Source organism: Streptococcus pseudopneumoniae, assembly GCF_001072925.1.
Lineage (GTDB): Bacteria > Bacillota > Bacilli > Lactobacillales > Streptococcaceae > Streptococcus > Streptococcus pseudopneumoniae_Q.
Map to the genome: position 1 here is coordinate 1 of NZ_JVHE01000013.1, position 24988 is coordinate 24988.

The window sequence follows — 24988 nt, forward strand, 5'->3', positions numbered from 1 at the left end:
AGGTGGTTAGAGCGCACGCCTGATAAGCGTGAGGTCGGTGGTTCGAGTCCACTCGTGCCCATTAATAGGAGAATTACTCAAGAGGCTGAAGAGGACGGTTTGCTAAATCGTTAGGTCGGGTAACTGGCGCAAGGGTTCGAATCCCTTATTCTCCGTAATTTGAGCTTCTTAGCTCTTTTTTTGTGCCTTTAATTATCAAATTTGCCCTCTTTGACAACTGTGGTTGAGTGAGGAATTGTTACTATCTGGAGCGAAACAAAATAGTTCGCTCTTTTTGTTTTCAAGTTTAGGAAGAGTCTTGGTTTAATTTTATTAAAGTCATGGAGTATAAAAGTATTGTTTAATGATTTCGTGACTTTTTCTTAGCTCCTATCTTTCATTTATATTTTATTGTTTCAATGGGCTAATGGTCTTTTCTTTAATTTCCTGTAAGCTTGTATAATCATTTAACTGTATTATAGGTTAGTTTTAAATAACAGTTTAATCTCTTTTGTTATGGGTTCTATGAGATTTTTCTAAAATAAATTTAGCTACATAGTATTTATTGAAGGTGTATCGAATATAAGAATTATAGATTTTATTTACTTAGTATTTGTATATATAAGTTTTTTTATCTTACCGAAACTCTCAAATATTTGATATAATATAAGCAAAGCTATGGTCACCATTCATTTTAAGAGGAGATTTATATGGGTAATAAAAGTATAGCAGGAAGTCTTTTTATTCTTATATTTAGTTTCTTTACAGTTGGTTGTAGTAATCAAAATTCTGAGTTTTCTAGTAAAGATACTAGTTTATCTACTTCAACTACTAGTAACGAGATAAAGTCCGGGGAGTCTAAGAAAGATTATAAAGATTTGTACAAGTCAGTTTTTGATGATTACCAAAAAATATTTTCTACTTCTAATGATTCAACTGCAATTTCAAATCTTTATCAAAGTTTAAAAGCTACTGAACGTCCTATCAATAGTTGGTCTATTGAAAATGCTATAAATCGTTCAGATGATATGCGTTACTCTTTTGTTGATTTAAATGATGATGGCGTAGAGGAGTTACTTATAGCGGATCTAAATTTAAGTGGAAAATACTTTTTAACTGGAGTGTACTCTTTACAAGAAGATAAACCTGTGCTTTTAGCAGAAGGATTTGCTGCAGGTCATGGTGGAGCTAGGAATGCGGCAATTATTTATCAAGGTGGGGAGATTCTTGAATTAAGTTGGTCGTCAGGAACTGGTAAAGGTTATGGAACTCTTTATAAGTTAAATGAAAAGCAAAAGGGGGCTAGTAAACTTCAGGAAAAAGAATTTCAAATAGAATCTAATTATATTGGATCTAATTTTGGAAAAACTGAATCTGATCAAATTGACCTAAGAAGTTTTGATTGGCAGAAATTTGAAACTCCTACTAGCTCTTCTATCTCTGAGGAGAAACAAAAAGCTCCTTGGAATGCAAGCAAATCTGCAAAATTAGAATCCTTCATTAAAGGATGGGGCGAAAGACTAGGTCAACCTAATTACAAAAAAGGAATTTCTGGTGGTGATGTTGGTGCGGATAATCTCTATAGCTTTGGAGATGGACCAAGCGAGAAAATGAATGCGGAATACACTGATACAGGTTTAGGTAACGCTAAGTATCGAATTGTGGAACGTTATAGTAACTGGGATAAATACCCGGACGTGCATAGCTACTTTTTTGCGATAACTGATACAGGGGAAGCGATTGTTTTTCATTCTCCAACAACAAATGGTGGTGTCATGTACTTAAAACCGACAGAGAATACAGAGATCCAAGCAGAGTTTAAACGCTTAGTTGAGGAAGAGTAGAAAAATGAAGAGTTTGGTCTTGGCCAAGCTCTTTTTAAAAAATCTCTTTCTTCCATGTTTATGCTTTTTGAGTGTTTAATGGTATACTTGTGTTAAGTTAGATAGAAAAGTGTCATTTGATGATGACTTTATCAGTAAGGAGAATATATGCCAAAAATTGTGAAGTTTCATAGTATTTATTATAGATTTGTTCTATTTATAGTTTTTTTATATCTTTTTGTTGTCTATCAAATTGCTGGGCGAGAAATTCAAGAATTTACTATATTTAATTACGACTTTAGCTTTCATCAAAGACAGTTAGGGTATTTCCTTCTTTTATTAATTTTAGTTGGTATTGGAATTAACTTTCTTTGCCCTTGGAAATTTTCTATATCTCCTAATGGGATTTATCTTAGAAGATTAGATTTATTTGTACCTTGGAGTGATATTAGTGGAGTTTCGCATGTTTGGATTAACAAGTCGAGTAATTTTAGTAGTGGGATTAATTTTTATAACAATAAATGTTTAGTTTTTTATCGTCATGATTACAAGCCAATTTGTGTCTATAATATTTCTTTATTGGCTTTATTTGCTGTCAAACTCTTTAATCCTCAGATTAAGACGAATATCTTATCAGCTAGTTTTGCTACGGGCTTTAATATTCTATTAAATGCTTTACTTTTATTTTATCTTTACTTTCTTGACTTAAAGACTCTTAGTTTTAGTTCTTTTTTACTTTTTTGCTTACTCTACTTTATAAAAATTTTTATCATTCCCTTATGGTTGGTTTATAGTCAAAATTCTAAGTGTGGTCCTTATCTGGTGCATAGTAGTTTTTTTAAGAGGAATGCTTCAGATGTGATTCATGTTTAATTTTATAAAAATGATGACTTTCTACTTTTTGGTAGGAAGTTATTTATTATTTCTATATCGAAATAGTTGACAGATGTAACATATGATGATACAATAGCTTCAATATTTCGATATAGAACAAAAAGGAGTCAAAATGGACAAGATGTTTGGGGGCTACCAAGCTCTACAGATTCGATTATTAAATGGACGTATCTTTCAAAAGTTGCTTAGCAAGGAACCAGATGCTCAATACAGAAGTGAACAGGGAAAAATTTTAACGATTTTGTGGAAGCAAGAGTTGGGGTGTGCTACTGCAACCGATATCGCTCTTGCGACGGGACTAGCCAATAATACATTGACCAGCATGGTTAAGAAATTGGAAGAACAAGGCTTGGTTACGATTCAACCTTGCACACAGGATAAAAGGAAAAAATATATTTCTTTGACAGAATTAGGTTGGGCTCAAAAAGAAATTGGTGACCGTGTCAGCAAAGAGCTGGGAGAGATTTTTTATCAAGGATTTTCTGATCAAGAAATCCGAGAATTTGAAGCTTATCAAGCGCGTATTATCACTAATTTAAAGAAAAAAGAAAACGAGGAATAAATCATGTCCCTTCAAGCACAAAACGCACAAAATCTATATATTCATGCTATTCAAGATGGGTGTGTAGCAGAAGCGCAGGCGAGCTCTGTAGGGGATACCTATATCCAACACTCGACAGGAGTGTCAGATGGGAAAGAAGGATTCGCTGCTTTCTTTGCAGATTTTTTTAAGCGCCATCCAGAACGTGAAATCAAGATTGTTCGTACCATTGAAGATGGAAATCTGGTCTTTGTTCATGTGCACCAATACCTTAACGGTGGAGAAGCCCAATGGGTGACGACAGATACTTTCCGTGCAGATGAAAATGGTCGTATCGTTGAGCATTGGGACGTTATTGACTACTATCGCACACCTGAAAATGGACAACTAGATCAGATCTTTGGAGATTTTGAAATCAAGGATTTGGAGAAGACGGCGGAAAATAAAAAATTGGTCCGTCGTTTCTTGACAGAAATTTTCCAAAACAAGGAGCTCGATCAATGGGAAGACTTTGTGGCAGAGGATCTGATCCAGCATAATCATGAGATTGGGCAAGGAAGCCAAGCTTATAAGGACTACGTACTTGAGCACCATGTGTCCTATGATTTTGTTTTCCAACTCTTGACACAAGGGAATTTTGCAGTTAGCTATGGTCAGGTATTGATTGATGGCGTTGCCTATGCTCAATACGATATCTTCCGTTTAGAAAATGGAAAAATTGTTGAACATTGGGATAATAAGGAAGTGATGCCTAAGGTAGAAGACTTGACCAATAGAGGGAAGTTTTAAAAAGGGGGATCTTATGAAAGCAGTTGTGGTGAGCACTCCAGGTGGACCAGAGGTATTAGAAGTTATCGAACGACCAAAACCAGTCCTGAAGGCAGGTTGGACCCTGGTGAAAATCCAAGGATTTGGCATCAACCATAGTGAAATTTTTACCCGTAAGGGAGAGTCTCCATCTGTGAAATTTCCACGTGTGTTAGGGATTGAATGTGTCGGTCTTGTGGAAGAAACGACACGACCGGATTTGAAGATTGGCCAGCAAATCATTTCCATTATGGGGGAGATGGGCCGAGCCTTTGATGGAGGCTATGCAGAGTATACCCTTCTCCCAAATGAGCAAATTTATCCGATCAAGACAGAACTTGATTTGGAAAGTTTGATCGCCCTTCCGGAAACCTATTACACGGCATTTGGCTCTTTTCTTAACCTCAAGATTGAGGAGAAAGATAGCGTGTTAGTTCGCGGGGCTACTAGTGGTGTAGGAATTGCCTTTGCTAAACTGCTGAAAGAGAAATTTCCTAATATTCACTTGGCAGGAACTAGCCGAAACCTAGCTAAGGAAGAGAAACTGAAAGCGGTCGGATTTGATCAGGTGATTTTGGAGAAGGATGGTATCTTGCACACGAAAGAGCAGTTCGATAAGGTTTTGGATCTTGTTGGTCCAAGCGCTATTCTCGATACTTTTGCGCGGACAGCAGAAGGCGGGATTATCTGTTCTTGTGGGTTACTGGGTGGTCAGTGGACTGTTCCAGACTTTGATCCAATCGAAATGCTCTCTCGCAATCTCTACTTGACGACCTTTGCTTCTGGCAATGTGTGTCAAGACAAGCTTCAGGCTTTGGTAGATTTTGTCGAGCAGTATCATGTAGATGTAGGACCTGAAAAAGTTTATAAGATTGACCAAATTCAGGAAGCGCATGCTTATCTGGAAGGAAGCCATTCTTTTGGCAAAGTTATCGTGAAAAATGAGGTAGATTAAATGATTGAATACAAACATGTAGCCTTGCGCTATACGGAAAAGGACATTTTAAAAGATGTCAATCTCCGCATTGAAAATGGAGAATTTATGGTGCTAGTGGGCCCTTCAGGATCTGGTAAGACCACCATGATCAAGATGATTAACCGTCTTTTGGAACCGACAGATGGCAATATCTATATGGATGGGAAACGCATCAAAGACTATGATGAACGAGAATTACGTCTCAGTACCGGCTATGTCCTTCAAGCCATTGCCCTATTTCCTAACTTGACCGTTGCGGAAAATATAGCTCTCATTCCTGAGATGAAGGGCTGGAGCAAGGAGCAAATCACTTCTAAAACAGAAGAACTCTTGGATAAGGTTGGCCTGCCTGCGGCAGACTACGCTCATCGGTTACCAAGCGAGTTATCTGGTGGGGAGCAACAGCGGATTGGCATTGTGCGAGCCATCATTGGGGAACCAAAGATTCTATTGATGGACGAGCCTTTTTCAGCCTTGGATGCCATCTCTCGCAAGCAGTTGCAAGAATTGACTAAGGCATTACATAAAGAATTCGGCATGACTACCATCTTCGTAACACATGATACGGATGAGGCCTTAAAATTAGGGGATCGAATTGCAGTTTTGCAGGATGGAGAAATTCGCCAGGTGGCAGAACCTGAAACAATTTTACAAGCGCCTGCGACAGACTTTGTAGCAAACTTGTTTGGAGGTAGCCTTCATGTCTAATTTGATTTCAACATTTCAAGAGCGTTTTAGTGAATGGGTAACCGCTCTTGGGCAACACTTACAATTATCGCTTTTGACCTTATTGGTTGCTATTTTTCTGACCATTCCACTTGCTGTTTATCTAAATAGCCACAAAAAAGCGGCGAACTGGGTGCTACAAGTTGCGGGTATCTTCCAGACCATTCCCTCAATGGCTTTATTGGGGCTCTTTATTCCTTTAATGGGGATTGGAACCTTACCAGCACTCACAGCCCTTGTTATTTACGCTATTTTCCCGATTTTAGAAAATACGATTACAGCCTTGAACGGCATTGATCCTAGTCTTGAGGAGGCAGGGATTGCTTTTGGAATGACCAAGTGGGAGCGACTCAAGAAGTTTGAAATTCCACTTGCCATGCCTGTCATTGTATCGGGGGTTCGTACAGCAACCGTTATGATCATTGGGACAGCGACTTTAGCCGCTCTTGTTGGAGCTGGTGGATTAGGCTCCTTTATCCTTTTGGGAATTGATCGTCGGAATGCTAGTCTGATTTTAATCGGTGCAATCTCATCAGCCATTTTGGCCATTCTCTTTAATGTTGTTCTCAAATGGTTGGAAAAGGCAAAGTTGCGTACAATTGTTGCAGCCTTTGCTGTTATGGTGCTTGGTTTAGGAGCAAGTTATGCTCCAAGCATGATTCGAAATAAAGAGAAAGAAAATCTGGTTATAGCTGGGAAGTTGGGACCTGAACCTGAGATTCTCATGAATATGTACAAGCTTCTCATTGAGGAAAATACGGATATGACGGTGACGGTCAAGCCTAACTTTGGGAAGACAGATTTCCTTTATCAAGCGCTGAAAAAGGGTGATATCGATATCTATCCAGAATTTTCTGGAACAGTGACAGAGAGTCTCCTCCAACCATCTCCACAAATTGGGCATGACCCAGAAAAGGTTTACGAGGTGGCTCGTGACGGCATTGCCAAACAGGATCAACTAGCCTTTCTTAAACCCATGGCTTATCAAAATACTTATGCTATAGCAGTTCCTAAAAAAATTGCGCAAGAATATGGGCTTAAGACGATTTCAGACTTGAAAAAAGTAGAAGGACAGCTCAAGGCGGGATTCACTCTGGAGTTTAATGACCGTGAGGATGGAAACAAGGGCTTGCAGTCTGTTTATGGACTAAATCTCAATGTGGCAACAATGGAACCGGCTCTTCGCTACCAAGCCATCCAGTCAGGTGACATTCAAATTACAGATGCTTACTCAACGGATGCTGAAATTGCTCGGTATGACTTGATGATTTTAGAAGATGATCAACATCTCTTCCCTCCTTATCAAGGCGCTCCACTCATGAAAGCTAAATTACTCGAAAAACATCCGGAGTTGGAAGCTGTTCTTAATAAGTTAGCTGGTAAAATCACTGAGAGCCAGATGAGTCAGATGAACTATCAAGTCGGAGTAGAAGGCAAGTCTGCTGAAGAAGTAGCACGAGACTTTCTCCTTCAAGAAGGAATTCTTCAAAAATAAAAGTAAAAAGACTTTTTACTAATATAAACCCCATCTTTCTTTTAAGACAAGATGGGGTTTTGTATTAAATTAAAAGTAATATAAGTGTCAATAAGATAGCAAATGTAATTCTGATGATATGGTGTGACTTTTTAAAGCTGCCTTTTCTTAATTCTGAAAGGCTAGCCAATAAATGAAGGAGAGGAAAAGCAAGGACTAAGAAGGCTAAAAAAATAGCAAGAATAATAACGAAGTTCATAAGATTTCCTTACTAGATAGAATAATGATGATTTATTTTTGTTTGGTTGTCATTTCCATGACGTCTAAGTAAAATCTCACTACTTGATCTTCCTTATAAGATTTCCCTTTTTTGAGCCACCAGGTTAGTGTTTCGATAAAGTTAGTTACAACAAAGTGTTTGAGGTAGGAAGTAGGAATATTAGGATAGGAAACTTGTAAGTCTTTGGCAACCATTGGATAGACATGGTGTTCCAATTCTTTCTGTAATTGACGGAGGAAGTAGTCATTTTTTGAGAAAAGGAGGCTGGTGATATGGTCTTGATTTTTCTTGAAATGTGAAAAGATATGTGTCAAGTAAGTCTTTGTAGTTATATTTTCCTCACGTTCAAAAAGATGATGAAAGAGATAACGACAGAGCTCGTCAAGGAGTAATTCCTTGCTCTCATAGTGACTGTAGAAGGTGGAACGACTATATGGAAAATTTGAATGCTAGATAAATGAATATATGGATAATTGATTATCTAATAAAATGTGGAATAAAGTGCTCTAACTATGAGGATATCTAATATTTTTTAATCCTTGATTGAAAGAAGTGAATGGACATAAAATATATTGGACTACTTATAGGGTGCAAGCAGTAATTCTTCTAGAATAAGTGAGATTAAAAAAATTTATATGTATAATTAAATATTCAGTTTTATCAGTATCCACTGTCGAGTTAAACTAATCACCTCTTAATTTATTATAGTAAAAATATTTGATAAATTTAAATGCTTATTGCCCTATTTGAAGAGATTTAAAGAAATCATAAAGTTTAAAATAATGTTAAGTAGGCTTATTATATTTTTATAAAGTGGTATAAAATTACTATTTTATTCAGTATTAAAATACATTTTAAAAAGTAAATTATGCTAAAAAAAATAATTTTAAACAATAATATTTTTGTTTTATATTTGACTATTTAAATTATTCATAGTAGAATGAAAGCAAAATAGCGGATAAAAAAATAATTATTTGATCGTTTAAAAGCAAAATTTTAAGTGGTCAATGGGAATATAAAAGTATGATGAAGATAGGTATGGATAGATGGTAGCAGACAAATTATTTTCTATCGGGCAAGCAGCAAGTGTAAGCGGAGTATCTACGAAAACATTAAGATACTATGAGAGTTTGGGATTGATTATGCCTAAAAAAGTATCAGATGACAATGGTTATCGTTATTATGACAGAGAGACTCTCTTATTGATTCCCGTCATTAAATACTACAGACAAATTGGTTTGGATCTGAAAAGAATTAAAGAACTGATTTCAGAAGATAGTTGTTTCAATCATTATTATTTTTTAGAACAACGAAAAGATGAAATCAAAGCTGAGAAAGAAAAGCTACTTGTTTCAATGGCCTCTGTTGATGATTGGATGCAGTTGATTATTGAAGGAGAACTTTGCTTGAAAAACCAAGCTTTATCGTATCCTTCGAAAAAGAAATCGAGTATCAGTCTTAAATATCATCCAGAAGAAAAACATTTCTGCCAAATAAAGCAAAGTTTTTCTTATAATTTTAAAGAATCAATTATTAATTTAGAATGGATTAAATACCTAGAGGAGAATCAGTTAGAAGTTACTGGACCAGTAATATTAAAATACGATTCCTATTCAGAAAAGATGAAAGGAACTATTAATTTTGCTACAATTATGCAACATTGTTTTCCTGAGGAATACTGCTCTTATACTTTTGGTGGTTTCTTAGCTTTAAGTGCTTATCATATTGGCCCTCTTGAAACGATTAGTGATACGTATCAACAAATTGTTTCTTATGCAGAAGAAAATGGAATTTCACTACAAGAAGAAACTTATGAGAGACATGTCATTGATTATTGGGTTACACAACGAGAAGAAGAGTTTGTAACAGAAGTAATTATTCCTGTCATAAAAAAAGATGAAATAAAGTAGAAATCATGAGTTTAGCACTGGGGGAAGATCATTAAAAAATGATCTCCCCTCTTTATTTGAAATTGAACTAAAAAGGTTTTTTCAACCTTTTTTTATTTTTCTATTCTTTTCAGATTAGATAATCTAAAAAAACTTAAAGATGAGGAAATAGAAAATACTATACTCTTCTGTTAAAGAAAGAATTTATGTCATTTATTACTATGTCAGAATGATTTTGCTATTGGATTATCTTTGTTCAAGATTTTTTATCTTTACCAAAAAATACAGAAAATTCGGTCATTTTAATTTTATAACTATTTTTAAATAAAAAGTTTAACCCTAGTGGAATGTTTTTGTAATAGCTAAAATATAAAAACAATAAAAAAAAGGTTAAATATTAAAATATTCTAAAAATTTAATTTTATACAATAGAGCAAAAATATAAGAAACTGTATTATAACAAGCTTGAGCGTGTTTTAGAGTTTATCAAAATAATAAGGTAATAATAAAAAAGTTTTTCATAAAAAGGCTTGACTTTGACCTTGTGTAAGGGTTTACAATAAAATTAATCAATATGTGATAAAGTAAACATACTTTAATGTCATTCATACAAATTTGTATAAAGAAAATAAATTTAAAAGGAGGTAGTGACATGAATTCCGAAGCATTGGGAATGATTGAAACTAAAGGTTTAGTCGGTTCAATTGAAGCGGCTGATGCAATGGTTAAGGCGGCAAATGTCACCTTAATTGGTAAGGAACATGTAGGAGGTGGTCTAGTAACTGTCTTGGTTCGTGGAGATGTGGGTGCAGTAAAGGCCGCAACAGATGCGGGTGCAGCAGCAGCTCAAAGAGTTGGTGAATTAATTTCGGTACATGTCATTCCACGTCCTCACACAGAAGTTGAGACGATTTTGCCACATGGTAAATAATTTGTACAGGACAACGAGAGGTAATAATATATGGAACAAGCTAGTCAAAGTATTATCAATACTTCTCCTGCTGGTAATCAGACAGTTGCTCATCAAAAAATGATGGAAACAACAAAATCTTTTCATATTGCTGGTATTAGAAGTGGGATTATTTCAGGTCTGTTTTATGGATTGTACTCATTTGTAATCATGATTTTGCAAGGTTTTGATCCAATTAAATCAGCCGTAGGAATTTTAGCAGCGCCATTTGTAATGGGAGCTCTGAATGATTTATTAGGTGGATGTGTTTTACTACTAAATGTTATTAGAAATGGAAAATTTAAAGAATTGGGACGAACATTAGCAACTAAACCAGGAAAAATCATGTTACTGGGCTATGTTTTAGGAGGTCCTGTTGCAAATGGGGCATATCTAGTAGGATTGTACCTTGCAGGAGCTTTTGCAATCCCAATTTCTGCTACTACAGCAGCGTTTGGAGCCCTATTCTCTGCTATTTTTCTAAAACAAAAATTAAGTTTCCGTGTAATTATGGGAATGTTGTTATGTGTAGTAGGAGCTGTTATTATCAACTTAGTTAAACCTGACAGTGCTCCAAACTTTACACTAGGAATTATTTTAGCGATTGTTGCAGCTATTTGTTGGGGGCTTGAAGGGACTATCTCAGCCTTTGGGGGGGCAATGCTTGACTCAGAGGTAACGGTAACATTGAGACAACTTGTTTCAGGGCTTATTCAAATGGTCCTCATTGTTCCACTGATTGGTGCAAGTGGCTTATTCGTTTCAACAGTAGCATCTCCTTTCCTAGTGCTAATGTTGGTTATTTCAGGAACTTTGGTTGGTTTTTCTTACATGGAGTGGTATCGTTCAAATGCGATGATTGGAACAGCGATTGGTATGTCCTTGAATATTACTTATGCATTCTGGGGCGTATTACTCAGTATTCTGTTTTTGGGACAACCAATTACAACAACAATTATAGTTGGTTCTATCGTTATTATCGTTGGTGCAATCGTTGTAACAACAAATCCACTCGATTTCTTCCGAAAGAAGGAGGTTTAACATGGCAATTCTACCAGCTAGAACAGCTGTATTAAATTATATGAATACAGTAGATGAAGCAGATGTTTACCAAGTTATGGAAGCGCTTAAAAGTATTTATGGTGAAGAAAAACATTTTACAGTTCCAATTTTTTTAGAACATTTAATGTCATTAGAATGCAATGGATATTTAGTTCAGACTGGATATGATTTGAATACAGATGGACAACTAAGTATTCGTTACCAAATTAATGAAGACGGTAAACAAGCTGTTCAGAAATATATTGTAAGGTAAGATAAAAAGGAGTAAGTCTAATGAGATATCATGGAGGACAAGCCTTGGGGCTCGTAGAAACTGTCGGTCTAGTTCCGGCTTTAGAAGCTTGTGACAAGATGTTGAAAGCAAGTAATGTGAAGTTAGTTTCTTACGAAAATGTCGGTTCAACGTTGGTTACAATTATGGTTGTAGGAGATGTAGCAGCGGTTGAAGCATCTGTTGAAGCTGGTGCACAAGCAGCAGCAGCTATTGGAAAATTAACGTCTCATAATGTTATGCCACGACCAATCCCTTCTGTAGGGGATATTGTTTCAGTGCATGATATTGATAATTGATTAAGGAGAATATCATGGAAAGATATCAAGCTATCGGAGCCATTGAAACATTTGGTCTTGTATATATACTTGAAGCAGCAGATGCCATGGTAAAGGCTTCTGATGTAGAAGTGATTGGTTATGAAAATACTGCATCGGGTTATATTTCTGTTATTGTTCAAGGTGAAACTGCAGCCTGTAAAACTGCTGTTGATGCAGGTGTGAAGGCTGTTGAAAATATGGGAACAGAGGTTTACAGTCATGTTGTAATCCCTGGTCCACATGAAGATTTGAGAAAGATTATTGATCGTTATTCTTTGTCAGTTTTGTTACCGGAAGAAACGATAGAATAAGAAAGATCTACTTTGATGAGATATATAGATAACGATTTAGATTCTATTCAGGAAATGAGGAATCTCATTCAAAATGCTCAAATATCTTTTCTCCAATTACAAAATCTTGAACAAAATGAATTAAATGTTTATGGTGAAAAATTTATAGAAGAAATAGAAAAGGAAGCAGACGGATTGATTAAAGATTTTGTATCAGAAAATCAATACGGTCTGGAATTTGACGAAATCTTTCTATTCCACCATTTTCTAGATAAATTTAAACAAACGATCCAACAAGAAAATTATATTGGTATTCTTGAAGGAGATATTAGTGAAAAAACTATAGAAATAGGAGCACCTTTAGGGGTTATATCAGTTTTACTGCCTGCTTTTCCCACATTTACTCTTCTGGTTAATATAATTTTGTTAGCTATGAAGTCAGGGAATACAATGGTAGTTGTTACTAATAAGTATACCAAGAAAGTGACGATTGAAGTGTTTAAACGTTTAGTAACCTTGGTAGAACAAGTTGGTTATCCCGAAGGAGGCATCGGAATCACAGAAACCATTAGTGATTCAAGTATTTTGGAGTTATACAATAGTGAAAAAGTATCCTTGATTGTGAATATTGGATGTCCTGAATATATAAATAAACAATTTAAAACAAGCACTCCTTTAATTTATGGAGGAGAAGGTTCAGGACCAGTATTTGTTGAACGAACAGCAGATATAGATAAAGCCATTGAAGATATTATTCATTCGAGAAGTTTTGATAATGGAATTTTACCAGGATCGGAACAATTCTTGGTTACAGAAAATGTCATTGAACAAGAGATACGAGATAAGCTGACTTGTAAAGGGGCTTATATCTTAAATGAGACAGAATGTGAACAATTAATTGAGTTCTTGAATCGTTCAAAAAACAATATTTTGTGTCATTTTGCAGGTCGTTCGGCTACATGGTTAGCTAAAATGGCAGGTTTTGAAGTACCTGACTCAACAAGGGTACTTGTCTCCTTGCAAGACTATATTAATCACGAAGATTTTTTCAATCAAAAATTACTTTGTCCCATTATTATCGTATATCTTGAACCTGATTGGCAGATGGCCTGTAAGAAATGTATGAGTTTGTTGGCAGAGATGAAAATGGGACATACATTGACCATTCACTCTAAAAATTGGGAAGTTATCAAAGAATTTGCCCTTGTTAAAGAAGTTGGACGTATGGTCGTAAATTCTCCTACTGTTTGTGTAGCAACAGGGGTCATGTCTAATTTAGCTACCTCCTTAATTCTTGGAGGGATTACTACTGGTAGGGGATACACTTCCGAAAATGTTACTCCAAAACATTGGACATACAGACGTCAGGTTGGATTTAAAGTTGAATAGTGATAATTCTGCCTGAATATTTTATAAGAGAAAGGAAAATTCAAAATGGATATGAACGAATTTACCGCTAAGTTAGAAGAAGCGACTAAGAAATTAAGCGCTGAAGATCGTGCTTCTCTAGTTAAAATCTTTCAAAGCGTTTCAGAAGATATAACAAAACCAGATTTTGTTACCACTGGTTCTCGATATGTAGAATCAGAAGGTGTAGACGTTCCTGATGGAATTACTCCTCGTTTACAAGCATTGAAAAATCAATATTTGAATGCGACACCAACGATTTCTTTGATTCGTGCAGTTAATCTGACAAAAATCTCAAAAGCAAATGAAGGAATGCCGAAAGCGATCCTAAGAGGAACCGCCTTTAAAGAATTTTGTAAAATAGCTCCGCTTGTCATTCAAGACCATGAATTGTTAGTAGGTGCACCAAATGGAGGTGCTCGTTGGGGAGCATTCTCTCCAGATATTTCATGGCGTTGGCTCCGTGATGAGATTGATACAGTATCTACTCGTCCTCAAGACCCATATTTCCTATCGGAAGAAAACAAGCGAATTTTACGTGAAGAAATCTTCCCATATTGGGAAGGCAAATCAGTCGATGAAGCTTGCGAATCCCAATACCGTGAAGCAGGTGCCTGGGAACTTTCTGGAGAATCTTTTGTTTCAGACTGTTCTTACCATGCGCAATCAGGTGGGGGTGACTCTAACCCTGGTTATGACGTTGTTGGTATGAAGAAAGGGATGTTGGATATCAAAGCAGAAGCAGAAGCTTGCTTGAGAGAATTAGACTATGCAAATCCTGATGATCTTGAAAAGATTTATTTCTACAAAGCTCGTATTCTAACTGCTGAAGGTGTAATGATCTATGCACAACGTATGTCAGAATATGCAGCTCAGTTGGCAGCGAAGGAAACAAATCCAAAACGTAAAGCAGAATTGGAAATGATTTCTCGTGTAAATGCAAACGTTCCAGCTCATAAACCAGAAACTTTCTGGGAAGCAATGCAATACGTTGTAACTATCCAACACTTGTTGCTATGTGAAGAAAACCAAACAGGACTTTCAATTGGACGTGTAGACCAATATATGTATCCATTCTATAAAAAGGATAAAGAATCAGGTCGTATGAATGACTATCAAGCTTTTGAATTAGCAGGTAGTATGTTCATTAAGATGTCTGAAATGATGTGGCTTACCTCAGAAGGCTCATCTCAATTCTTTGCTGGTTACCAACCATTTGTAAACATGTGTGTGGGCGGTGTGACTCGAGAAGGACGCGACGCTACTAATGATTTAACGTATCTATTGATGGATGCAGTTCGCCATGTGAAAGTTTACCAACCAACACTAGCAACACGGATTAACAATAAATCTCCTCGCAAATATTTGAAGAAGATTGTAGATGTTGTTCGTGCAGGAGTTGGTTTCCCAGCTTGTCACTTTGATGATACGCATATTAAAATGATGCTTGCCAAAGGTGTATCAATGGAAGATGCGCGTGATTATTGTTTAATGGGATGTGTAGAACCACAAAAATCTGGTCGTTTGTATCAATGGACTTCTACAGCATATACCCAATGGCCAATCTTGATCGAAACAACGCTTAACCATGGTATTCCACTTTGGTATGGAAAACCTGTAACACCTGACATGGGTCCTCTTGATCAATATAAGACATTTGAAGAGTTTGAACATGCAGTGAAGGAAACTATTAAGTATGTTACCAAATGGACTTCCGTCATGACTGTAATTTCACAACGTGTTCAACGTGAGTTAGCTCCAGTTCCTCTTATGTCTATCATGTATGAAGGAACACTAGAACATGGTCGAGATGTGAAAGCTGGAGGTGCAATGTATAACTTCGGACCTGGTGTTGTTTGGTCTGGATTAGCAAACTATGCGGATTCTATGGCTGCTATTAAGAAACTTGTGTTTGAAGATAAGAAATATACACTGGATGAATTAAATAAAGCTTTGGTTGCTGACTTTGAAGGATATGACCAAGTGAGAGCAGACTGTCTAGCTGCTCCTAAATACGGTAATGACGATGACTATGTAGACTACTTTACTTCAGATATCATCGAATTTACAGAACGCGAGCACCGTAAATATAAGACTTTATACTCTATTCTTAGTCATGGAACTTTGTCCATTTCAAATAACACACCATTAGGACAAATTACAGGTGCTTCTGCTTCTGGACGCCGAGCTTGGAAACCTTTATCTGATGGTATTTCACCAGACCATGGAATGGATACAAAAGGTCCTACAGCGATTATTAAATCTGTATCTAAGATGGCAAATGAAAATATGAACATTGGACTTGTTCATAACTTCAAGATTATGGCTGGTCTACTAGATACACCTCAAGGTGAGGAAAGCTTGATTACCTTGCTTCGTACAGCAAGTATTCTGGGAAATGGTGAAATGCAGTTTAACTACCTAGACAATGCAGTTTTGATTGATGCACAAAAACATCCTGAAAACTATCGTGATTTGATTGTTCGTGTAGCAGGTTATAGTGCATTCTTCGTTGAATTGTGTAAAGATGTTCAAGATGAAATTATCTCTCGTACAGTTTTGACACAATTATAGTCTGAAAATAGATATTGTTGTAGTGGTTTTGAAATTTGAGAAACCGCTACAACAATTGTTAGGAGAAGATTGTGGAAGCAGTTAACAAAAAACATGAAACACGCATTAATGTTTTTAATGTACAGAAATATAATTTATATGATGGTCCAGGTATCAGGACAATTGTATTCTTTAAAGGTTGCCACATGCGTTGTAAATGGTGTGCAAATCCAGAAGGTTTAACATTTGGACCCAATATGATGTACAAAGAAACTTTGTGTAAACCCTACAATGCTTGCGCAACATCTTGTCCACTGGGAGATATCTGCTTTAAATATAAAACAAAAGATAACATTCCTTATGATTACGAAGATAAGGAACATCCAATAGATATCAAAAAATTTGATAAGAAAAAACCGACTGTCGATGATATTAAAGGTTGTCCAGAAGGGGCGTTAACAATCGCTGGAGAATCAAAAACAATTTCTGAATTAATGGAAATTATCCACGAGGATGATGCTTTTTATGAGATGTCTGGAGGAGGTGTCACCTTATCTGGAGGAGAGTGTTTAGCTCAAGGAGAGGGAGCGTTAGCCTTATTACAAGCATGTAAACAAGATGGACTAAATACTGCGGTTGAGACTGCAGGATACGTTCCTAATAAAGTTATTTTAAAAGTTGCAGAGTATACAGATTTGTTTCTATTCGATTTGAAACATATGGATTCAAAACGTCATAATGAATTGACTGGAGTAAGCAATGAGCGAATCTTAAGTAACTTCAAATCAGTCATTGAGGGTGGTTATAATGTAAAAGTCAGGATGCCGATGCTAAAAGACATTAATGATAGTGAAGAAGAAATTCAAGCAATCATTGATTTCTTAGCTCCTTATAAAAATTTTCCTAATTTTAAAGGGATTGATTTATTACCTTATCACAAATTGGGGGTAAATAAATATTATCAATTAGGTATGGACTATGAAATTGAAGGAGATCCTTCTCTCAGCCAATATGATTTGGATAGAATAGAAAAGTACATTCTAGCAGCAGATTTCCCAGTAACTGTAGTGAAACATTAACTGAATTAGGGGAGGAGTAGAATTGATTGAAGAACTTGGGAAAATAGAACGGATTATCCAAGAATCTGTACCAGGAAAACAAATCACTCTAGCCCATGTTATTGCAGCTCCAATTGAAGCGGTATATGAAAGCTTAGGAGTGGAGCATACTGGAGCAATAGGAATTGTCTCACTGACTCCAAATGAAACTGCTATTATAGCAGCAGATATAGCTGGAAAAGCTGCAAATGTTGATATTTGTTTTGTTGATCGATTTACAGGTTCCGTGATGTTTAATGGTGATGTCCAAAGTGTCGAAACATCATTGGATGACATTTTGGAGTATTTTAAGAACTCCTTGGGTTTTTCAACTGTTCCATTAACAAAATCATGAGAAAAAGATTACTATTAATGGGTCCATCTGATGAAGAAAATAAAAATCTCCTATATCTTTTAGAAAACAATAAGAACTTACGCATTAGACCCTCCATCATGTATTATGATAAGACGATTTTGTTCCCCAGTACTTATCTACGGAGTCCGTGGATGAAAAAGCATCTGATAGCGATGCAACAAAACGCTAATTATGTCTTGATGTTAGCCTCTTGTAACAGTAAAAGAGGAATTTACTCACCGAACTTTGCTAAAGCCTTTCGAGTTCCAAGTATCGGAGTGATATTGTATGATGATACTCAATCGAAAAAAAGAGTTTCTGACTGTAAAATGGAGTTAATCAATGCTGGGGTGAATGAAATAGTTGAATTGAATTTGAAAAATTCAGTAGAGTGTAATCGTTTTTTACAAAAAATAAGATTAGATAAAGAAGGTAGTTCATGAAAATACAAGAGTTCAATGTGGGGCCACGATTTATTTTTGGTGAGGACGCAATCAGTGAGCTCTCTAATCTATCTATTAAAAAAGCTTATATTGTCTGTGATCCTTATATGGCAAAGAGTGGAATGATTCATCATGTGTTAGATCATCTAGATCAAGGGGCTGTTGAAACCAAGATTTTTTCAGGAGTTGTTCCAAATCCCACTGTCGAGAGTATTTCAAAAAGTATTTCTGAAATTCGAGCATTTAAACCAGATACCATTATTGCTTTGGGAGGTGGTTCTGCCTTAGATTCCTCTAAAGCTATTATCCTAACATACACAAGTTTGGAGAAAGTTTCAAAACCAACTTTAATAGCAATTCCAACAACAAGTGGATCTGGAAGCGAAATTACTTCTTTTGCAGTGATTTCTGATTTGTTGACAGAGGAAAAATACGCTCTGGTAGATGATTCTTTGGTTCCAGACATTGCTATTTTAGATACAGTGTTTACAATGACCGTACCTCCAGCTGTTACAGCAGATTCGGGTATGGATGTCTTGACTCATTGCTTGGAAGCTTATGTAGCTGATGGAGCTAGTGACTTTTCAGATGCTTGTGCAGAGAAAGCAATCGTATTAGCTTGGGAAAATCTACCACTTGCATATAAAGACGGTAATAATAAAGTTGCTCGTGAAAAGATGCATAATGCATCTTCCTTAGCAGGAATCTCGTTCAATAATGCAGGGTTAGGAATCTGTCATAGTTTATCTCATGCAATAGGAGCTTTCTTCCATAGTCCTCACGGAAGAATCAATACAGTATTATTACCGTATGTTATAGCTTTTAATTCTTCTTTATCCCATCCAACTGTAACTCCAACAGGTTCTAGATATGCAAAAATCGCATCTATGTTACAGTTCGATTTTCAAAATGAAAAAGAAGGAGTGGAAAAATTAATCTCAGGGATCAAGCAACTATCTGCTCAGTTTGGAATAAAAGGGACTCTCGATGATTTAGGAATTGATAAGTCAGACTTCATTAAGCATATTCCAGAGATGGCTGAACGGGCCTTGGCAGATGCATGTACGCCGGCAAACCCACGCAAAGTTACAAAAAGCGATTTAGAATCGATTTATTATTCGTTAGCAAGAAGTATATAAATGAGAGAGCAATTTTGCTTTCATTAGGATATGTATCAAAATTGAAATTCGATTGGAAGAAACTGTTATGAAGTATTTAACTGAAAATGATTTAAGAATAGCATATCGTGATATTCCCTTCGAAGTTTTCACAGTTCGTAGCGATGAAAAATTGACTCCAGGAGCAAGGACATTCTTATCAGATAGAAAAATAAAAATTATAGAGGATAATAATGGGAAAACCAGGAGTCAAATAAACCATTATAGTGGTAGAGGCCAACCTCAAGCCTCAGCAGCATCATTTGAAACAAATGATTTTGAATTACTTAGTGTTCGTTGTGATATGCTATCAGCAGCGCAAATGTTGTATGGACTAGATAAGGCGATAGCAGAAGAGTTAAAATTGTTAGAACGTTACCTGTCTACTCCATATGGAACAGCTAGTATTACATCTTCTACATTTTTTAAAACTGAAGAAGATGTTAATCAGACAGTCATAGTAGAGCAATTATCTAATGTAGGATTGTTTATCAATACTCAAAAAGGTGAAATTCTACTGAAACTATATCCTATTTACTTTAGTTTATTAGCTTATACTGAAAAAAATAGAAATTCAGATGATTTGCGATTTGTTACTACTTTATCACGATTAGGAAATTTAATTTCTTATTACCTTAGTAAGGAGGAGAAAGAAGTTGATGGGCCACAATGACTTATTGAAATCTTGTGATCATTATGTAGCGGATTTCGAATTAGTGGAGAAGAAACCAATCACGGATGGGAAAGGTCCCTATTTCACTGGAGTGGATTTGGGAACGGCCTATATTGTATTGGTTGTTACAGATGAAAATAAGAGAATAGTTGCTGGTGCTCATCGTTCTGCGTCAGTTGTTCGTGACGGTATGGTAGTTGATTACATTGGTGCTGTTCAGATTGTTAGGGAACTAAAGGAGGATTTAGAGAGCAAATTAGACACAGAATTAGTCTTTGCGTCTGCTGCGATCCCTCCTGGAACAGATTTGTTGGATGGCGGTGTCATTAAAAATGTTATTCAGAGTGCAGGTTTTGAATTAACAGCCATTTTGGATGAACCAACTGCAGCTAATACCATTGTTGGAATGAAAGATGGTGCCATCGTTGATATTGGTGGAGGCACGACAGGAATTTCAATCATAAAAAATGGTCAAGTTGTTAAGTGTGTAGATGAGCCAACTGGTGGGACTCACTTTACGTTAGTTGTTTCAGGTGCTTATCATATGCCTTACGAGGAAGCAGATCAGTATAAACAAAATCCTACAAATCATAAAGAATTATTAACTACCTTAAAACCTGTTGTCGAAAAAATTGCATCTATTATAAGTAGAAACATAGAGGAATTTGATATTGAGACCATATTTTTGGTCGGTGGTACAAGTTGCTTAACTGGGATTGAGCAAATTATCGAAAAAGAAACTCAGATTAAAACAATTAAGCCACAAAATCCAATGTTTGTTACTCCGATTGGTATTGCAATGAATTGTACTGATGAGGTTATTTATTAATATAGAAGGAGAGTCGTATGTTAGTTGCAGAATTGGTAGATACAATTTGGGCTACTAGGAAATCGGAAGCACTTAATGGAGTAAAATTCTTATTAGCAGAAGTAAAAGGTGGTCGAAGATCTGGTGAACTACTAGTCGTTGTGGATATGATCGGCGCTGGAATTGGGGACCGTGTTATAGTAGCGACGGGTTCTGCAGCGAGACGGATGATGGAAAATGATGAAATGCCAGTGGATGCAGCTATTGTTGGTATCATTGATGAAAACTACGATGAAGTGAAGAGACAAAACGGAGAAATTCAGCGATTCTCTTAAAGGAGGATAGAACAAATGTCGAAATTAATTACGGCTAAGGACATTATTGAATGTTCAGAAGCAGGAAAGTCAATTTGTTACATTGAACCAAGGACAATTGTCACACCTGCTGCAATAGACGAGGCAAAAAAACGAGGTATTGAAATAAGTGAATGCTCAGGTCGTTGTGAATCGTCTAAAGAAACAAATGAACATGGAATTACAAGTGACGAAATTCTTTGTTTGTTAAAAAAAATGTTAGCGGGAAATGAGACAGATGAAGAAACTGTTCCATTACCTTATCGTTGTGTAAAACACCCCGATGGCATGAAAGTTGTAAAAGGATCTACGGTTCGTTTAGATAACTTTGATACAGGAAATCCTAAAGCAAAAGTAGAATACCAAGAGTTGGTTCATAAGGAAGAATCAAAGATGAGTGCTGGTTTTCTAACAATTGATCACTCATCATTTGCTTGGGATTTACCGTATGAAGAAATTGATTATGTGATATCTGGTACTGTCTCAGTACAAATTGATGGGCAAACCTATGTAGCTAGAGAAGGAGATGTTATTTATGTTCCTTCTGGGTCTAGCGTTGTTTGGGGCTCACCTGATAAAGCAAAAATTTTCTATACAACATTTCCATCCAATTGGCCTGATTTAATGTAGGAGTAAGCCATGAAAGCATTGGGAATGATTGAAACATATGGTTTAATTGGAGCTATAGAAGCTGCAGACGTAATGCTGAAAACAGCAAATGTCACTCTTTTAAAAAAGGAAATTGTAAAAGGGGGATTAATCTTAGTCAGTATCACAGGAGATGTTGGTGCTGTAAAGACGGCGGTTGAAGCAGCTACTACTGCTGTAAATCGATTAGGTCTACAAGTGCTTTATGGCTCACATGTTATTCCGCGACCTGATCTTCAATTGGAATCTTTCTATCCTATAGAGGAAGAACACATGGTTCCTGTTGAAGAAATACAAATCGAAGATACCGTAATCCAAGATGGGGAATCAGTAGAGGAAGTGGTTGAAGAAATTTGCAATGAAACGAACATTCCATTAGAAGTTGAGGAAAATACGGAATTGGTCCGTCCTAGTGAAGAAAAATCATCAATGACATCTCAGGAGTATAAAAGAAGTTTACAAAAACTAAGAGTTTCTGAGTTACGTGATAAAGTAACTCATCAAAATATTACTCTTGATAAAGAGCCTGATGTCATGACTTTGACTAAAAAGCAGTTGATAGCTATATTAGTAGATGATTTTGAAAAAAATAGTTAGAAAGGAGAAAATGTATGACGACTATCGATGTAGATCTTTGTTCGATACAGGAAGCGCGTGACTTAGTCAGAAGTGGAAAAGCTGCTGCTGACAAGATAGCATTTTATTCTGACGAACAAATTGATTCAATTTTAAAAAATATCGTGAAGACAATAGAGGCCAATGCATATTATTTAGCTGATTTGGCAGTTGAAGAAACAGGATTTGGAAAACTTAATGATAAAGCATACAAAAATTATGCCGCTTCAACATTACTCTATAATGAGATGAAGGAATATAAGACATCCGGTGTGTTAAGTTTTGATGAATCAAAAAAAATATTTAAAGTGGCTGAACCAATGGGATTGCTTCTTGGGATTACTCCATCGACCAATCCAACTTCAACGATCATTTTTAAATCACTGATTGCAATCAAATCTCGGAATGCAATCGTCTTTGCTCCACACCCATCTGCTAAACGATGTAGTTACGCTGCGGCTGAATTAATATTGAAGGCTGCTGTAGAAGCAGGTGCACCTGAACATATCATCGGTTGTGTGAAGAACCCAACAATGGAAGCGACACATGAATTGATGAATTCGAAAGATATTGCCCTGATTATTGCAACGGGAGGACCAGGAATGGTTCGATCAGCCTACAGTAGTGGAAAACCTGCTATTGGGGTAGGAGCGGGAAATTCTCCTGTATATATTGAACGAACAGCAGATGTGAAGAAAGCAATTTCTACAATCATTGCATCTAAGACATTTGATAATGGAACCATTTGTGCTTCTGAGCAAGCTTTGATTTGTGAAGAAGTTAATAAAGATGCTGTTATTTCTGAATTAATTGCACAAGGATGCTATGTGATGACTAAGGAAGAAACAGACAAAGTTTGTTCATTACTTTTCCGAGGTGTTTCAAATGGTCATCCTGTGATGAATGCAAAATTTGTTGGTCAAACTGCGACAACTATTGCAGAAGCAGCAGGTATCCATGTACCAACCGATACCAAACTATTAATTGGCCCTCAGTCAGGTGTTGGTGAAGGTAATCCACTTTCCTTTGAGAAATTGACAACTGTATTAGGATTTTATGTGGTGACAAATTGGGAAGAAGCTTGTGCTTTAAGCATTCGTTTGTTGCAAAATGGTATAGGGCATACAATGAGCTTGCACACCAGTGATCCAGATATTATCTTTAAATTCTCAAGTAAACCTGCTTCCCGAATTCTAATCAATACAGGGGGAAGCCAAGGCGGAACAGGTATTTCCACAGGCTTGCCAATTGCCTTTACATTGGGATGTGGAACGGATGGAGGAAGTTCGGTATCAGATAACCTTACTCCAGAACATTTGATAAATGTGAAGACAGTTGCTTATGGAATTAAGGATGTTACGAAAATAGTTGCTGAGGATGATTATTTCCATACTTTACCAAAAGTAGCGATATGTAATCGTCCGAACGAGAAAGTGGATGGGTTGAGCTCAGCATCACTAAAAGTGAAGAAAGAAACTGCTACAACTGTAGATTTTCTGAATCAAACTCCTCAACAAATTCAAGAAAATTTTGAAAAAAATAATCCGTCGACTGCCCATGAAATATCTTCTAATGTTACAGTTGCATCAGATGATGAAACAAATGAAGCCATTGTGAGGGAGATTTTATCAACATTAAAGACAAAATAGGAGGAGCTAATGAGTGAAGACTTAGAAAGCTTGTTTTATCTGGCTGTGGAGCATTTGGGGGGAGAAAAGTCACTTTCTGGTGTAAGCGTTCCTAAACAATCAGAGAGTATAAATGAGAAACCCAATAAACAAGTCGAAGCAGTTAGTGAACCATGTAAAAAACAAGTAGAAAATGTGAACAAAAAAAGTGACCCTAAGTTTAACATTCCTATAGGAGTCTCAAATCACCATGTTCATTTGTCTCAAGCAGATGCAGATATACTATTTGGTAAAAATTATTCATTTTCTGAATTAAAACCATTGTCTCAAAAAGGACAGTTTGCCTATAAAGAATGTATTATCTTAGCAGGACCTAAAGGTGTTGTAGAAAGAGTGCGTGTATTAGGGCCGGTTAGAAAACAAACACAGGTTGAATTAACGACAGCAGATTGTTTCAAACTTGGACTGAAAGCACCTATTCGTTTATCAGGTGACCTTGCTGGTACCCCAGGTTGTACCTTGATTGGTCCTGCAGGATCTGTACAACTTGAATCTGGCTGTATTGTTGCGAAAAGACATATACATATGAATCATTTTGATGCGATTCGATTTGGTGTTCGAAATAATCAAGTAGTTTCGTTGGAGGTTCCTGGAGAACGAGGTGGAGTTATCAATAACGTTAGTATTCGAGTAGATGATTCCTTCACTCTGGAATGTCATTTGGATACAGAAGAGGCAAATGCTTTAGGCATTTGTGGTAATAATCAAATAAAAATGATTAAATAACTTGAAGCCGACAAGCAGATTATAGTACAGGTATTAAGTTTGTTACATAATTTTTTAATAAAGAAGGAGGAGTAAAATGACTTCAGAAGCATTAGGAATGATCGAAACCAAAGGATTGGTAGGATCAATCGAAGCAGCAGATGCAATGGTGAAAGCAGCCAACGTAACATTAATTGGTAAAGAA

At 36.3% G+C, this 24988-nt stretch carries 27 protein-coding genes, 1 tRNA gene and 1 pseudogene; 28 read left to right on the forward strand and 1 reads right to left on the reverse strand.

Going from position 1 to position 24988, the window contains the following annotated elements; all coding sequences use genetic code 11:
- Positions 1-67: 67 nt before the first annotated feature.
- The 8 genes from ADH81_RS00360 (at position 68) to ADH81_RS00395 (ending at position 7241) form a co-directional block, all read left to right on the forward strand.
- Positions 68-155: transfer RNA gene (locus ADH81_RS00360), tRNA-Ser, on the forward strand.
- A gap of 534 nt (positions 156-689) precedes the next feature.
- Positions 690-1823, forward strand: coding sequence for a DUF4767 domain-containing protein (locus ADH81_RS00365; RefSeq protein ID WP_049525691.1), 1134 nt, complete (start codon positions 690-692; stop codon positions 1821-1823).
- A gap of 147 nt (positions 1824-1970) precedes the next feature.
- A complete protein-coding gene (locus tag ADH81_RS00370) occupies positions 1971-2675 on the forward strand; it encodes a hypothetical protein (protein WP_049525692.1) in 705 nt (234 codons plus the stop codon).
- 133 nt (positions 2676-2808) lie between these two features.
- A complete protein-coding gene (locus ADH81_RS00375; RefSeq protein WP_080979252.1) occupies positions 2809-3258 on the forward strand; it encodes a MarR family winged helix-turn-helix transcriptional regulator in 450 nt (149 codons plus the stop codon).
- 3 nt (positions 3259-3261) lie between these two features.
- Positions 3262-4026: a nuclear transport factor 2 family protein gene (locus ADH81_RS00380; RefSeq protein ID WP_049525694.1), complete on the forward strand. Its 765-nt coding sequence runs from the start codon at positions 3262-3264 to the stop codon at positions 4024-4026.
- A 13-nt stretch (positions 4027-4039) separates the two neighbouring features.
- Positions 4040-4999, forward strand: coding sequence for a zinc-binding dehydrogenase (locus tag ADH81_RS00385; RefSeq protein ID WP_049525696.1), 960 nt, complete (start codon positions 4040-4042; stop codon positions 4997-4999).
- Positions 5000-5728, forward strand: coding sequence for an ABC transporter ATP-binding protein (locus ADH81_RS00390; RefSeq protein WP_049525697.1), 729 nt, complete (start codon positions 5000-5002; stop codon positions 5726-5728).
- Positions 5721-7241: an ABC transporter permease/substrate-binding protein gene (locus ADH81_RS00395; protein WP_049525698.1), complete on the forward strand. Its 1521-nt coding sequence runs from the start codon at positions 5721-5723 to the stop codon at positions 7239-7241. Before ADH81_RS00390 ends, ADH81_RS00395 begins: the two co-directional genes overlap by 8 nt.
- Before the next feature lie 270 nt (positions 7242-7511).
- Here ADH81_RS00395 and ADH81_RS00405 read toward each other — a convergent pair.
- Positions 7512-7928, reverse strand: a pseudogene (locus tag ADH81_RS00405) (TetR-like C-terminal domain-containing protein); the annotation flags it as partial.
- A 618-nt stretch (positions 7929-8546) separates the two neighbouring features.
- Between ADH81_RS00405 and ADH81_RS00410 the strand changes: the two are divergent.
- From ADH81_RS00410 to ADH81_RS00505, 20 genes are all read left to right on the forward strand, one after another.
- Positions 8547-9410: a MerR family transcriptional regulator gene (locus tag ADH81_RS00410; protein WP_049525699.1), complete on the forward strand. Its 864-nt coding sequence runs from the start codon at positions 8547-8549 to the stop codon at positions 9408-9410.
- Between the two features lie 631 nt (positions 9411-10041).
- On the forward strand, positions 10042-10320 hold the full coding sequence (eutM, locus tag ADH81_RS00415; protein WP_049525700.1) for an ethanolamine utilization microcompartment protein EutM: 279 nt from the start codon (positions 10042-10044) through the stop codon (positions 10318-10320).
- A 30-nt stretch (positions 10321-10350) separates the two neighbouring features.
- Positions 10351-11379, forward strand: a complete 1029-nt coding sequence (locus tag ADH81_RS00420) for a DMT family transporter (RefSeq protein ID WP_049525702.1) — start codon at positions 10351-10353, stop codon at positions 11377-11379.
- A gap of 1 nt (position 11380) precedes the next feature.
- Entirely contained in the window at positions 11381-11653 is a 273-nt protein-coding gene (locus ADH81_RS00425) for a hypothetical protein (protein ID WP_049525704.1), read from the forward strand.
- Positions 11654-11673: 20 nt separating this feature from the next.
- Positions 11674-11970: a BMC domain-containing protein gene (locus tag ADH81_RS00430; RefSeq protein WP_049525706.1), complete on the forward strand. Its 297-nt coding sequence runs from the start codon at positions 11674-11676 to the stop codon at positions 11968-11970.
- A gap of 14 nt (positions 11971-11984) precedes the next feature.
- Positions 11985-12302, forward strand: a complete 318-nt coding sequence (locus ADH81_RS00435; RefSeq protein ID WP_049525707.1) for a BMC domain-containing protein — start codon at positions 11985-11987, stop codon at positions 12300-12302.
- A gap of 15 nt (positions 12303-12317) precedes the next feature.
- A complete protein-coding gene (locus ADH81_RS00440; RefSeq protein WP_049525709.1) occupies positions 12318-13670 on the forward strand; it encodes an aldehyde dehydrogenase family protein in 1353 nt (450 codons plus the stop codon).
- A gap of 45 nt (positions 13671-13715) precedes the next feature.
- Positions 13716-16262, forward strand: coding sequence for a choline trimethylamine-lyase (gene cutC / locus ADH81_RS00445; RefSeq protein ID WP_049525711.1), 2547 nt, complete (start codon positions 13716-13718; stop codon positions 16260-16262).
- Positions 16263-16333: 71 nt separating this feature from the next.
- On the forward strand, positions 16334-17320 hold the full coding sequence (gene cutD / locus ADH81_RS00450; RefSeq protein ID WP_049525713.1) for a choline TMA-lyase-activating enzyme: 987 nt from the start codon (positions 16334-16336) through the stop codon (positions 17318-17320).
- Between the two features lie 22 nt (positions 17321-17342).
- Entirely contained in the window at positions 17343-17693 is a 351-nt protein-coding gene (locus ADH81_RS00455; protein WP_080979253.1) for a BMC domain-containing protein, read from the forward strand.
- Positions 17690-18136, forward strand: coding sequence for a EutP/PduV family microcompartment system protein (locus ADH81_RS00460; RefSeq protein ID WP_065427766.1), 447 nt, complete (start codon positions 17690-17692; stop codon positions 18134-18136). The genes ADH81_RS00455 and ADH81_RS00460 overlap by 4 nt, the downstream gene beginning before the upstream one ends.
- Positions 18133-19275: a 1-propanol dehydrogenase PduQ gene (locus ADH81_RS00465; RefSeq protein ID WP_049525714.1), complete on the forward strand. Its 1143-nt coding sequence runs from the start codon at positions 18133-18135 to the stop codon at positions 19273-19275. The genes ADH81_RS00460 and ADH81_RS00465 overlap by 4 nt, the downstream gene beginning before the upstream one ends.
- A gap of 67 nt (positions 19276-19342) precedes the next feature.
- Entirely contained in the window at positions 19343-19966 is a 624-nt protein-coding gene (locus ADH81_RS00470; RefSeq protein ID WP_049525716.1) for a hypothetical protein, read from the forward strand.
- Positions 19953-20795 carry an ethanolamine utilization protein EutJ gene (gene eutJ, locus ADH81_RS00475; RefSeq protein ID WP_049525718.1) on the forward strand — a complete coding sequence of 281 codons (843 nt, stop codon included), beginning with the start codon at positions 19953-19955 and terminating at the stop codon, positions 20793-20795. Before ADH81_RS00470 ends, eutJ begins: the two co-directional genes overlap by 14 nt.
- 17 nt (positions 20796-20812) lie before the next feature.
- Positions 20813-21109 (forward strand): EutN/CcmL family microcompartment protein, encoded by a 297-nt coding sequence (locus ADH81_RS00480; protein WP_049525720.1) that lies wholly within the window; start codon positions 20813-20815, stop codon positions 21107-21109.
- Positions 21110-21124: 15 nt separating this feature from the next.
- Positions 21125-21757 (forward strand): cupin domain-containing protein, encoded by a 633-nt coding sequence (locus tag ADH81_RS00485; RefSeq protein WP_049525722.1) that lies wholly within the window; start codon positions 21125-21127, stop codon positions 21755-21757.
- Between the two features lie 9 nt (positions 21758-21766).
- A complete protein-coding gene (locus tag ADH81_RS11510; protein ID WP_049525724.1) occupies positions 21767-22372 on the forward strand; it encodes a BMC domain-containing protein in 606 nt (201 codons plus the stop codon).
- Positions 22373-22386: 14 nt separating this feature from the next.
- Positions 22387-24039, forward strand: coding sequence for an acetaldehyde dehydrogenase (acetylating) (locus ADH81_RS00495; protein WP_049525726.1), 1653 nt, complete (start codon positions 22387-22389; stop codon positions 24037-24039).
- A gap of 9 nt (positions 24040-24048) precedes the next feature.
- A complete protein-coding gene (pduL, locus tag ADH81_RS00500) occupies positions 24049-24804 on the forward strand; it encodes a phosphate propanoyltransferase (RefSeq protein ID WP_049525728.1) in 756 nt (251 codons plus the stop codon).
- A 76-nt stretch (positions 24805-24880) separates the two neighbouring features.
- Positions 24881-24988: BMC domain-containing protein (locus tag ADH81_RS00505; protein ID WP_049525730.1), on the forward strand; the 108-nt coding region annotated here is incomplete at its 3' end.